Source organism: Pseudomonas sp. D3 (assembly GCF_029320995.1).
In the GTDB taxonomy this organism is placed as follows: domain Bacteria; phylum Pseudomonadota; class Gammaproteobacteria; order Pseudomonadales; family Pseudomonadaceae; genus Aquipseudomonas; species Aquipseudomonas paraveronii.
This window is the reverse complement of the sequence record NZ_CP119772.1, coordinates 2,098,637-2,111,203: the sequence shown is the minus strand read 5'-3', so window position 1 is coordinate 2,111,203 and position 12,567 is coordinate 2,098,637. Positions and strand designations below refer to the sequence as shown.

Below are 12,567 nucleotides of genomic sequence, written 5' to 3'. Positions count from 1 at the left end.
CCTAGTTCCGATCCGCGCGTAACAGCGCAACCAGCAGATAAATGAACAGCGCCACGGCCAATAGCAGTGACACCCCGTCCAGAACGCTCATGGAAGTCTCTCCGTTTAGCGGCGAGTGCCGCGTGTGGGGCAATTGTCGGCAGGAGTGGTGTAAAGGAACGAGAGCGAGGGGGTGGGCGAGGCGTAAAGATGGCGTAAAGAGTGGGTTTATGCGGGGTTTACAGGGGGATTTGTGGCAGCTGGACGGGCGCTATCGGGAGCAAGCTCCCTCCCACACTTGACCGAGTTGTCATGCCGAGCGCCGATCAACCTGTGGGAGGGGGCTTGCTCCCGATAGCGCGAGAGTGTCAGATTTTTTGTGTGCGGGCCGTTAACGGCCTGCCGTTAGGCAGGCCGTAGTTTTACCAGGTCGGCCTGATAAATCGATCTCCATACAAGATCGCAAATTGATTCATCGCACTCTTCCAGTCGTGTGCCGGCTTGCCCCAGTTTGCGGTGATATTGCGTAAGCCCAACCAGATTAGCTTCGTCGCGGCATCGTCCGTTGGGAAATGGCCTCTGGTCTTGATGATCTTGCGCAACTGAGCGTTGATACTCTCGATGGCGTTCGTTGTGTAGATCACTTTACGTATGGCCGGAGGAAACACGAAGAAGGGGATAACTCGATCCCACGCACGCTTCCAGGCCTTTGCGACCGTTGGATATTGCTTGCCCCAAGGGCCGGTTTCGAAGGCTAACAGCGCTTGTTCAGCGGCGTCAGCGTTGAGTGCCTGATAGATCGGCTTCAACGCTTTCGCCAGCTCGCGGCGCTTATCCCAAGGCGCGTAATCAAGACTGTTACGGATCAAATGCACAATGCAGGTCTGCAACGTCGTCTCGGGAAATACCGCGCTCAGCGCTTCAGGCATACCTTTGAGGCCATCAGTTACTGCGATCAAGACGTCCTCGACACCTCGGGTTTTGAGGTCGTTGAAGACCTTCATCCAAAACTTCGCACCTTCGGTTGTTTCAATCCAAATGCCCAAGATGTCTCGGGTTCCATCCGGCAAGACACCCAGCGCCAGGTAGATTGCCTTGTTGCGAACCAAACCTTCGTCGCGAATTTTGACTCGCAACGCATCGAAGAAAATCACCGGGTACATCGGCTCAAGCGGTCGTTGTTGCCAGGCAGTGACTTCGTCTAAAACCGCATCGGTCACTGAGCTGATGAAATCGTGAGAGACCTCTGTTCCGTACTGTTCGGATAGAAATGCACGGATCTCACGGACCGTCATGCCTCGGGCATACATCGCAATGATCTTGTCATCAAAGCCCGTAAATCGGCGTTCGTGTTTTGGGATCAGGATCGGCGCAAAACTTCCATCGCGATCTCTGGGGATGTCCAGGCGAAGCGGGCCGTCATCGGTGAGCACCGTTTTGCCGCTCTTGCCATTGCGCTGGTTACTCGACTCCTCAGGGCGCTCCGCGCCCTGAGGATAGCCAAGGTGGTGACCCAGTTCGGCACCAAGGGCTCGCTCGATCAGCGCCTTTTTGAACGCCATCGACGCATCCTGAATGGCTTCGGCACTCATCGGACCGCTGACGAACTGGTCGATCAGCTCTTTGGGAATGGTTGGAAGATCACGCGGGGCCTCACGGGCCGGTTTCTTTTTGGTCGGCATATATGCACCTCTTCTGCAATGTTATGCCCGAACACAAAATTTATGACAGTCCCGATAGCGCCGGCACAGTCACCGCCGCACCTATCTGGTGCAACGCTGGGAAATTTCAAACGCCAAACCATCCCCCACACGACAGTTGCGCATCTTTACGACACGGTTTTCTGGAGTGGCATGGCCGCTGCAACACCTTGAATCATTCCAAACCGTTCAGGGAGCGCAGCACGATGAACACACAACTCAAACCCACCTTGGGCACCCTGCATTTGTGGGGCATCGCGGTCGGGCTGGTGATTTCCGGGGAATACTTCGGCTGGAGTTACGGGTGGGGCGTGGCGGGAACGCTGGGCTTCCTGGTGACCTCGTTGATGGTCGCCGCGATGTACACCTGCTTTATCTTCAGTTTCACCGAGCTGACCACCGCCATTCCCCACGCCGGCGGGCCTTTTGCCTACAGCCGCCGCGCGTTCGGTGAGAAAGGCGGCCTGATCGCGGGCCTGGCGACGCTGATCGAATTCGTGTTCGCCCCGCCCGCCATCGCCTTGGCCATCGGCGCTTATCTGAATGTGCAGTTTCCCGCACTGGACCCGAAACACGCAGCCGTCGGCGCCTACATCGTGTTCATGGGCCTGAACATCCTCGGCGTAAAACTCGCCGCTACCTTCGAGCTGGTGGTGTGCGTACTCGCCGTCGCCGAGTTGCTGGTATTCATGGGCGTAGTTGCCCCAGCGTTCAGCTTCAGCAACTTCGCCCTGAATGGCTGGGCCGGTTCCGACACCTTTGGCGCGCCGGCGATTGCCGGGATGTTTGCGGCGATTCCCTTTGCGATCTGGTTCTTCCTCGCCATCGAAGGCGCAGCCATGGCCGCAGAGGAAGCGAAAGATCCCAAGCGCACCATTCCAAAAGCCTACATCAGCGGCATCCTGACCCTGGTGGTCCTGGCCATGGGCGTGATGTTCTTCGCGGGTGGCGTGGGCGACTGGCGCACCCTGTCGAACATCAACGACCCGCTGCCGCAGGCCATGAAAACCGTGGTCGGTGAAAGCTCCGGCTGGTTGCACATGCTGGTGTGGATCGGCCTGTTCGGGCTGGTGGCGAGCTTCCACGGCATCATCCTGGGCTACTCGCGCCAATTCTTCGCCCTGGCTCGGGCCGGCTATCTGCCGTCGTTCCTGGCCAAACTGTCGCGTTTTCACACACCACACCGGGCAATCATCGCCGGTGGAGTGGTCGGCATTGCCGCCATCTACAGCGACGGCCTGATCAATCTGGGCGGCATGACCCTGACTGCAGCAATGATCACCATGGCCGTATTCGGCGCCATCGTGATGTACATCATGAGCATGCTCAGCCTGTTCAAACTGCGTAAGACCGAACCGCTACTGGAACGCACCTTTCGCGCACCGGGCTACCCGATCGTGCCGGGCATCGCGCTGGTGCTGGCGGTGGTGTGCCTGGTAGCCATGGCCTGGTTCAATGCGCTGATCGGGATGATCTTCCTCGGTTTCATGGTGGTCGGTTTCATCTACTTCCAGCTGACCGCGCAAGACCGTGCCGATGCACCAGCGGATGCAATGTTGACCGGGCTCTAAGGTTTTGAGGCGGAACAGGCCTACACTGAACTACTCAGAAAGCCTGTAACTCAAAGCAGTTATTACCGTGGGAAAAACCTCCCACGGCAATCTGCCTCAAGGAGAGCGTTATGCCGTGGTATGCATGGTTGATTATGGTGGTTGCGATCGGGTCGATCGTCGGCGGGCTGATGATGTTGCGTGACAGCGCCAACAAAGTGGAACTCACCGACGAACAGCGCAAACGCGTGGCCGAGCGCAACGCCCAGGCGGATGCCAAGGATGGGCAAGACCGCTGATCCAATGGGTGAGACCTATCCTGTGGCGAGGGAGCTTGCTCCCGTCGGGCTGCGAAGCAGCCCTCTCCCCCGGTTACTCCCAATCCGCCTTGGCAATCTGCAACCCGTGCTGTCCCTTATAGGCAGCACGCTCAGGCTGGCGCCAGCCTTGCAGCAACCCCTCCTCCAATTTATAGATCTCAACCCCTAGCGGACGGCACACCGTCAGTGGGTCCTGCGCCTCCGGCCCCCACATCGGCAGCGATAAATCCCCACCCGGGCAGGTCGACAGCGCACATAGCAAATCAATCTCGGCAAAAAATTCCAGGTAATCGCCCTTCTGCGCCGGGCACGCCTTCATGAAATACATGTCGTCGTGATTCAGGCCCGTGCATTGGAAAATATTCAGCACGTCATGCACATCAAACTCCGTCAGACCGTGAGGCAATACCGCGCGGGTCAGGTTCGAGTGGCAGTGATGATGGAAATCTTCGCCGGTGAGCATGCGGTTCACATACGGATCGCAGCGCGTACCGAGTAAATCGTGCAGGCGCCCGCCGTGTTCATCAATGCCGTAGCTGGCCAGGCTGTCGTCGGTAATGGTCACCAGCGGCCGCAGGAACGGCAGGTTGGACCACAGCCGGTCATGGGTGCTGACATGCGCGCCCTGCAACTGGCGCGTGCGCGCGGCCCACAGGCGTTCGCGCGGGTCGTTGGCGTTCCACACGTTGAAGTCACCGACCTGGGGGCCGACCGGCGTGGTCACGCGGAACACATGCCCGGCCGGTACCTTCCACGCCCTGCCCGTGCGAATCGGCACCTCGAACTGTTCGATCAAAGTGCGTTGATCCTTGCGCTCACGAATACGCTCATAAAACGCTGTGTCGACCTGCAACGCCGAACCTTTGCTGACCTGGTAAGCGGCCGGATAGTCTTTGTACATGCTGCGGATCCTCGATCAAGGGTGCGTAAACAGGGCTAACGAAAGGCGTTCGGAATCATCCAGGTACAGGCTCATCGCCTCGCCTGCCGCCGGTTTATTTCCGTGGATCAGTAACTCGTATATTTCACGATCACGCTCCAGCCAGGGCGACTGAAAGCGCTGCTCATCGGGCGCGGCGCAAAACACCAGACGCAATTGCGCGATCACCTGGGCGAAAAACTCATCGAACAACGGGCTGCGCATCAGCCCGACAATCTGCTGGTGAAACAACAGGCTGTGGGTGGCCACGGAGCGCCAATCCTCCCGCTCCCGAGCCAGCGCGGTGGCCTCGATGGCGTTTTGCATACGCTCGGATTGGTCATGGGTCAGCGCACCGCTCTGGGCAATGGCCTGCAATTCAAGGGTGCGACGAACGACAAATAAATCCCGCACCTCTTCGCGTTCCAACCGACGCACCATCACGCCCTTGTTACGCACATACCGCGTCAACCCTTCCTGCCCCAAACGGTGCAACGCCTCACGAATCGTATTGCGCGACGCGTTATAGGCCTTGACCAACTCCGCCTCGACCAGCGCCATTCCCGGCAACAGTCGCCCACCGATGATGTCGGCACGCAGTTCCAGGGCGATCTGGTCGGCTAAGGACAAGCTAAGCGTCATAATTACCTCACGATTGTTGAACAATCCTCCCTGTGTGAGTAATCACTTTTCATGCCAAGAGCTGCGCGGTGTGAAAAGATTCAGTTTGGTTAACATGCATCGTGGAAATCGTGCGTGACGGTTTGAAAGCGCAGAACCCGGATGAAAAAAAGGCCGGTCACTGACCGGCCTCTCTATACTTATTTGATCTCTAACCTGCCCCGATTTTTCTCCAGCAACGCCTTGCCGATACCCTTTACTTCCAACAACTCATCCACCGCCATGAACGGACCGTTGCTTTCGCGATAGGCGATGATTGCGTTGGCCTTCGCGGCACCGATGCCGAAGAGGTCACGACGCAGGGTCTCGGCGTCGGCGGCGTTGAGGTTGACCTTGGTGGATTGTTCGGTTTTGGTCATTTGGGTGGTGATGGGGGTTGGGGGTTCGGGTTTGATCGATGGGGCTGCGGTGGTGGCAACAGAAAAGGTGGCGAGGAAGGCGAAGATTAGCGAGGTTAGGTGGGTGTTTTGCATTGGTGAGGCTCCATGACATCGATGAGGTAGAAAGGCAGCTTTTCCGGAGCTGCTTTTCTACGTTAGGCGATGGATGGAGGGTGTCAAAAGTGGGTGGGTTACAGAGTGTTAACTCATGGTTCCAAGCGACGTTGCTGATAGATCCAGTCGACGATTTCGCCTTCGGGGGAGTAACCACTTACAGTTTCGCGCAAGAGTTGGCGGACGCGGGTGTAGTCGTCCTCCTCCACGGCAGCCAACAAGTCGTCCAGTCTGGCCTTGAGTACGTCCCAAGACAGATGATCTTCATTCGCACTCATGATCATCGGGTGCTGGGTGGCAACGACGTTGTCGCCGATGAGTAACTCTTCGTAAAGTTTTTCGCCAGGACGGAGGCCGGTGAACTCGATGGCAATGTCTCCATGAGGGTTTTTGTCTGAGCGAACGCTCAAACCGGACAGGTGAATCATCTTCTCAGCCAGTTCGACAATCCTCACGGGCTCGCCCATGTCCAGAACAAACACATCACCACCGAGCCCCATAGAACCCGCCTGAATAACCAATTGGGCCGCTTCCGGAATTGTCATAAAGTAGCGTGTGATCTTTGGATGAGTGACCGTCAATGGCCCACCGGATTTGATTTGCTTATGGAATAGTGGAATCACCGAGCCGGAGGAACCGAGCACATTACCAAAGCGAACCATTGTAAAACGCGTTTTGTTGACAAGCGAAATATTAGCTGCATCGCCGAACAAAACAGGAGCCAACTCGCGACTGAGGGCCTGCAGCGTCAACTCGGCCAGACGTTTTGTACTCCCCATGACATTAGTGGGACGAACTGCCTTGTCGGTTGAAATCAAAACGAAGTTGGCCACACCCGCCTGAAGAGCGGCCTGAGCAGTATTCAGCGTCCCGAGCACGTTGTTCAATACACCCTCAGCAATATTGTGCTCAACCATTGGGACATGTTTGTACGCTGCCGCGTGGTAGACAGTGTCCACATGCCAGCTTTTCATAAAATCCAGCAATTGAGTTTGATTGCGAACAGAGCCAAGTATGGGCAACAGCCGAATAGGCAGAGAATCCCGGGAAATCCGCTGCTCCAGCTCAGACAGGATAGTGTAAAGGTTAAATTCACTGTGCTCAAAAAGCAAAAGTGTAGTCGGTCGCAATTCAATGATCTGCCGACACAACTCAGAACCAATAGAGCCCCCTGCACCAGTTACGAGAACGCTTTTTCCTTTAATGCAATGTTCCAGCAGCTTCTCTTGCGCAGGGACCGTATCACGGCCAAGCAAGTCAGCAATATCAACTTCCTGAATATCGTCAACCTTTACTCTCCCGCTGGCGAGATCCATGAAGCCTGGCACGCTTCGAACATGCAGAGGGAACCCCTCAAGAAGCCCAAGAATTTCCCGGCGTCGGCCTCGGTTGGACGAAGGAATTGCTAAAAGAATTTCCTGAGCCCCTGTCAAGGCGATCATCTGTTGAATATGTTTGGGTTTGTATACCTGCAGCCCGGAAATCACTCGGCCGGAGATGTCGATGTCATCATCAATAAAAGCGACCGGCCGCATAACTCGCCCCATACGCAATGCAGCAACCAACTGATTGCCCGCAGCACCTGCTCCATAGATAGCGACCTTACGTAAACCGTCATCCCTGCTGGTGAAAGGAACATGTTGGGTTGCCGCGAACCAGTCTCCTAGAAAATACTGACGCATGGCCAAGCGCAGCCCGCCAATCATGATCATGCTCAACCACCAATAGTTGAAAATAATGGAGCGTGGGACCACATTTTGGTGATTACTGTACCAGTACACCACTACAGCTAAAATCAAAGAAGAAAGACTTACAGCTTTAATAATTACAATGAGCGCATCATTCCCAAAATAACGCATGACAGCGCGGTACATACCGAAACGAATGAACAAGGGGATGGCGACAATCGGGGCAACGATGAAAAGCCAAAAATGCATTTTGACTGGATTGATCATTTCATCAATGCCCAACCGGACGACGAAAGCGAACCACAGCGCGAGCCAAACCAACAACACGTCAGTGGCTACCTGAAGCACGCGCTTTTCTCGCCGTGAAAGGCCGAGTAGGTGCGCTCGTATTTTATCCATGATCCTTTTTACCACCTTCGCCACTCCAGAAAACGACCCGACGCGCTTAACTTGGTTCAACACACTATGATTGCAAATTAGGCAGCTATAATACAGTGGCTTTGCTAAAAATCTCCGCCAAGACTTCACAAGTCAAATTAATTTCTTGCTCCGTCAATGTCGGGTGAACTAAAAACATTATACTCGTGTCACCCAGTTCCCTTGCATTAACCAAGCGCTGTGTGGGCCTCCAACCGGTATCATCAAACGCTTTTTCAAGGTATACCTCTGAGCAAGATCCAGAAAAAGCCGGAACTCCGCGCGAATTGATTTCCTGAAGAATACGATCACGAGACCAGCCTTCCTTCAAACGTTGCGGACGCACAAATACATAGCACTTATACGCAGCGTGGTCGATACCTTCTGGAATAACCGGGACCCTTAGTGCTGGCAACTGTTGCGCAGCGGTCCAAATACGCTCCGCATTTTTAATCCGAGACGTCCGCCAATCCTGCATACGACGCAGCTGAATTCGGCCTATCACTGCCTGAACCTCAAGCATTCGCCAATTGGTGCCGAAGCTCTCATGCAACCAACGGAAACCAGGAGCGTGCTCACGCTCATAAACCGCATCCCAACTCTTACCATGATCTTTGTAAGCCCACATATCGGCCCAGAGCTGCCGATCATTGGTAGTAACCATGCCACCTTCGCCGCCAGTGGTCATTATCTTGTCCTGACAAAACGACCAAGCCCCAACGTGACCTATTGAACCAACCGGGCGCCCATTGTAATAGGCTCCGTGGGCTTGAGCGCAATCCTCAATAACCTTAAGACCGAACTCATTAGCCAGCTGCATAATAGGGTCCATATCACAAGGCCAACCAGCCAAGTGCACGCAGATTAATGCCTTAGTACGAGGTGTAATAACGACCTTGATAGATTGCGCAGTAAAATTCTGAGAGGCCAGGTCTACATCCGCAAAAACGGGGATCGCCCCCGCGTTTACGATGCTTGAAACGGAAGCGAGAAAAGTACGCGACGTAACAATTACCTCGTCTCCGACACCTATTCCGAGAGATTTCAGGGATAGATCCAACGCCACCGTACCATTAGCCAATGCAACAGCGTATTTAGTCCCTGACCACTCCGCGAACTCCTTCTCAAAGGAACGCGCCTCCTGGCCAGTCCAGTAGTTAACCCGATTGGACAAAAGAACATCTCGGACAGCACCTGCCTCTTCTTCAGTAAAAGATGGCCAAGGAGAAAATTGAGTGTTCAGCACAGGTAAACCTCTATAAAAAATCTAAAATCAGATATAAATCTGAAAACTTACCACTTGATTACGCAACCCGCCCAAGAATAACCGACACCAAAGCCTATACCGACAACCGTCTGCCCTTCAGATAATACGCCCTTATTCATTGATTCCTTGAGGGCGATTGGAATACTTGAAGAGACTGTATTACCGCAGTGTTCGAACTCAGAAATGAATTTTTCGATCGGCAGCTTTATACGTCGACGCAGCGAATCCAGCATAAACTTGTTTGCTTGATGGAAGGCAAACAAATCAACGTCGTCAACAGTAAAAGTCTCGTCAAAAATGGAACTGAATAGTTGAGGAATTCGGGTCATCGAAAACTCGAATATTGCGGACCCGTTCATATAAAGATTCGCGTCAGTGCGTGAGTTACCACTAGCATCCGAATAGAGCTCAGGTGATTCATTCATCGCAGAAGGATTACGTGAGCCACCGATAGGAACTATTAAGTTCTTTGCGCCAGAACCGTCGGTTCCATAGCGGAAACGGTCAATATAGGGCCCGTCTGCGGCACACTGAACTAAAGTTGCAGCAGCTGCATCACCAAACAAAGTACGAACACTTTTATCTGCAGGATTAATATATTTACTGTAGGTCTCTGCGGTAACCAAAATAATATTTTTGGCCTGGCCAGTTTCGATTAAGCCCTTAGCAAGTCCAAGTCCATAGATGAAACCAGAACATCCTTGATTGTAATCAAACGCACCACAGTGCGTAGAAAGACCCAATCGATCCTGAAGTATGCAGGCCGTAGAAGGCAAAAAATAGTCAGGACTTTGTGTACAAAGAATAATAAAATCTATTGATGAGCGCTCAAGATCTATAGTGCTGAATAGCTTTTCGCACGCCTGAAACGCCAAGTCGGAAGCGCACTCATCCACCCCGGCGATCTGACGGTTGTTGATACCAGTCTTGCCGAAAATTTTATCCACGTCCCATTCAGGAAAATCCCGGGCCAGATCTTCATTCGACAATGTTTTAATGGGCAACACATATTCAATTGCAGTGATTCTAGCGGACTTTTTCATTTTTCTATCCCGAAATGCGTTTGGCTGGAACACCAAATACCGTAACCCCAGGCGCAACTTTTCTTATCACAACACTGCCCGCACCAACGACCGCGTACTCTCCCACAGTCACGTTCGGGACAATAACTGCTCGAGAACCAAGAAAGGCCCCCTCAAGCAACTTCGCACCGCCGGTAACGTCACAATTTCCACTCAAGGTACAATAACTTGCTATGGAGGTATCATGTCCAATGGTACAGCCTGAGTTAATTGTTACAAAATCCCCGACGACGAGGTCAGTAGACAGCACGGTGAAAGGGCAAATAACACTGCCAAAACCAATAGTCACATTGGTTCCCACCACAGCGCTGGGATGAATAAGAGTAAAAAAAGCAGTTCCTTTCGTAAGCAGCTTGCTAGTTAAAAGTTTTTTTGCAGCAGGATTGGCTATCGCGCAGACAACATATTCATTCAGCGCGGGCATGTAATCTTCTATTTTCGACAAAATCGGCGGAAGCCCTGGAAAAACATCAGGTGCATTGCTGACATCATCAATAAATCCAGCAATTTCCCAAACAACCTTACTTGTCGGCTTACAGGCACCATTCCGAATCGAGTCGATCAGCCAGGCGTGAACCTCACGACCAAAACCTCCAGCCCCCATTATGATGAGTTTCTTAGTCATCATGCCAGATAACCTCCATCGACAACCAAAGCGGTACCGGTAACCCAACGTGCGGCAGGCGACAATAGATAGTTCGCAGCATACGCAACATCTTCAGCCTTACCAAAGCCCAAAGGGTGGCGCTGCTCAATAGCTTTCATCGAGTCGGCTCCCACTAAACTTTCTAAGCTATCGACAAGCTCAGTTTGTACTACGCCCGGCGCAATAGCATTGACACGGATACCTTCACGGGCCAGCTCCACAGCCGCGGCTCGGACCATAGATTCTACTGCCCCCTTACTCGCACAATATCCCAAGAGCGCAGGCTCCCCAGCTTGAGCCATGACGGAAGAAATGAGGACAATACTAGCATCTGGATTACAAACGCCTTTTTGTCGGAACGCCTTGATAAGCGAAAAACCAGAGGTCACATTGGTCGACATGATTTTTTCCCAATGCGCCACGCTAGTTGCACGAATAGGCATTGGTAACTGCACACCAGCCGCGTGAACCAGTCCGTCAAAAGGAGAAGATGACTTCGCAACTGCTTTGAGCCATTGCGGGATATCAGTACCATCCAAAAAATCAACAACCTCAACTGTATGACCACTCCCCTCCATCATACTAAGTGTAGATTTCAACCGCCCTGAGTCACGCGCGGCTAATGTAATTTTTGCGCCCTGTTTACTAAGCCAAACTGAAACTTCACGGCCAATACCCGAAGAGGCACCGGTCACCAGAATATGCTTATCGGTTAGAGAGAAAGGATTAGCCATTATCACTTACTCGTCTCCTTCCCAAAAGTTGAAGTCACAGTCAACGGGCTAACCCAGACGTGATCAAACTCTGCAACACACCCCGCCCATGAGTAACCTACTCCAAACCCCGCTAGCATATAGCGACCAGATACAAAGGCACCTTTTTTACCCTGATGCAAGCTAATTGCCAGTGGAATCGACGCACAGCTAGTATTACCTACATCCTTTATATCAAGCACCACTTTCTCACGATCAAGCTTCATCCTTTTCACAAGGTGATCAAGCATGAAACGATTGGCTTGATGGAAAACATATTTATCAATAATCTTTGAATTTTTTTGATCCGCTTCATGTAATGCCTTTACTAATGCAGGAACGCGAGCCAATGTAAACGCAAAAATTTCAGCACCATTCATATACAAGTCAAAGGGACCACGAACACCTTCCTCGGTAGTTTGCGTGAAGCTACCGTCTGGGTCCCTAAAACCTCCTGATGGCACGACCAGATTTTGTGCACCGCGGCCATCTGTTCCCATAACAAATGGAATGACAGGAGCCCCCGGCTCATAATCGAGCAAAGTGGCAGTTCCCGCATCACCGAACAAAGCAGCCACAGAACGATCGTTAGGAGACACAATTTTGCTTATGGTATCGCCCACCAATAACAAAGCACGCTTACTTCCACCACCCGAAAGTAAGGAAGCGGCCATCCACAAACCGTAAACGTAACCAGAGCATCCTAGGGCCACATCAAACGCAGCCGTATGCATTGACAAACCGAGACGTTCCTGTAAGACACACGCGGTAGCAGGGAGGCTGTAATCATGGGTTTGCGAAACAAATATGAGAGTATCAATGGTATCTTTATCGACTCCCAAATCTTCAATAAGACGCTCTGCAGAGGACAAACAAAGATCAGAAGAGCACTCATCCGAAACGACATGGCGGCGCTCGACTCCTGTACTACCAATAATTTTATTAACACTTTGGGCGCCAAAAATATCACTCAGGAATGCTACCTCTTCAACCTTTCCAGGTATAGAACAGGCGATACCCTTGATACGAACATCTTTGACTAATCGAACCTGACTATTGGCCGCCATCCTAC

Annotated in this window: 13 protein-coding genes; 2 read left to right on the top strand and 11 right to left on the bottom strand. The window is 52.6% G+C overall.

The window, feature by feature from the left end; translation table 11 throughout:
- Position 1: 1 nt before the first annotated feature.
- Positions 2-91 carry a K(+)-transporting ATPase subunit F gene (gene kdpF, locus P3S72_RS09700; RefSeq protein ID WP_003218754.1) on the bottom strand — a complete coding sequence of 30 codons (90 nt, stop codon included), beginning with the start codon at positions 89-91 and terminating at the stop codon, positions 2-4.
- Between the two features lie 310 nt (positions 92-401).
- Complete coding sequence (locus P3S72_RS09695; RefSeq protein WP_276194114.1) at positions 402-1,661, bottom strand: IS256 family transposase; 1,260 nt, start codon at positions 1,659-1,661, stop codon at positions 402-404.
- Between the two features lie 224 nt (positions 1,662-1,885).
- Here P3S72_RS09695 and eat point away from each other — a divergent pair, with 224 nt between their 5' ends.
- Together eat and P3S72_RS09685 are read left to right on the top strand one after the other, a co-directional pair.
- Positions 1,886-3,250, top strand: coding sequence for an ethanolamine permease (gene eat / locus P3S72_RS09690; protein WP_276197151.1), 1,365 nt, complete (start codon positions 1,886-1,888; stop codon positions 3,248-3,250).
- 110 nt (positions 3,251-3,360) lie between these two features.
- A complete protein-coding gene (locus tag P3S72_RS09685) occupies positions 3,361-3,528 on the top strand; it encodes a DUF2897 family protein (protein ID WP_177033373.1) in 168 nt (55 codons plus the stop codon).
- Between the two features lie 73 nt (positions 3,529-3,601).
- Here P3S72_RS09685 and P3S72_RS09680 read toward each other — a convergent pair whose 3' ends face one another.
- From P3S72_RS09680 to P3S72_RS09640, 9 genes are all read right to left on the bottom strand, one after another.
- Entirely contained in the window at positions 3,602-4,450 is an 849-nt protein-coding gene (locus P3S72_RS09680) for a DUF1989 domain-containing protein (protein ID WP_276197150.1), read from the bottom strand.
- A 15-nt stretch (positions 4,451-4,465) separates the two neighbouring features.
- Positions 4,466-5,110 (bottom strand): GntR family transcriptional regulator, encoded by a 645-nt coding sequence (locus tag P3S72_RS09675; protein WP_276197149.1) that lies wholly within the window; start codon positions 5,108-5,110, stop codon positions 4,466-4,468.
- A 179-nt stretch (positions 5,111-5,289) separates the two neighbouring features.
- Positions 5,290-5,622, bottom strand: a complete 333-nt coding sequence (locus P3S72_RS09670; protein ID WP_276197148.1) for a ComEA family DNA-binding protein — start codon at positions 5,620-5,622, stop codon at positions 5,290-5,292.
- 113 nt (positions 5,623-5,735) lie between these two features.
- Positions 5,736-7,733, bottom strand: a complete 1,998-nt coding sequence (locus tag P3S72_RS09665; protein WP_276197916.1) for a nucleoside-diphosphate sugar epimerase/dehydratase — start codon at positions 7,731-7,733, stop codon at positions 5,736-5,738.
- An 82-nt stretch (positions 7,734-7,815) separates the two neighbouring features.
- Positions 7,816-8,994 carry a DegT/DnrJ/EryC1/StrS aminotransferase family protein gene (locus tag P3S72_RS09660; RefSeq protein ID WP_276197147.1) on the bottom strand — a complete coding sequence of 393 codons (1,179 nt, stop codon included), beginning with the start codon at positions 8,992-8,994 and terminating at the stop codon, positions 7,816-7,818.
- 47 nt (positions 8,995-9,041) lie between these two features.
- Positions 9,042-10,058 carry a ketoacyl-ACP synthase III gene (locus tag P3S72_RS09655; protein ID WP_276197146.1) on the bottom strand — a complete coding sequence of 339 codons (1,017 nt, stop codon included), beginning with the start codon at positions 10,056-10,058 and terminating at the stop codon, positions 9,042-9,044.
- Between the two features lie 4 nt (positions 10,059-10,062).
- Complete coding sequence (locus P3S72_RS09650) at positions 10,063-10,725, bottom strand: acetyltransferase (RefSeq protein ID WP_276197145.1); 663 nt, start codon at positions 10,723-10,725, stop codon at positions 10,063-10,065.
- On the bottom strand, positions 10,722-11,480 hold the full coding sequence (locus tag P3S72_RS09645) for an SDR family oxidoreductase (protein ID WP_276197915.1): 759 nt from the start codon (positions 11,478-11,480) through the stop codon (positions 10,722-10,724). Before P3S72_RS09645 ends, P3S72_RS09650 begins: the two co-directional genes overlap by 4 nt.
- Positions 11,480-12,562, bottom strand: a complete 1,083-nt coding sequence (locus P3S72_RS09640; RefSeq protein WP_276197144.1) for a ketoacyl-ACP synthase III — start codon at positions 12,560-12,562, stop codon at positions 11,480-11,482. Before P3S72_RS09640 ends, P3S72_RS09645 begins: the two co-directional genes overlap by 1 nt.
- Positions 12,563-12,567: the final 5 nt, after the last annotated feature.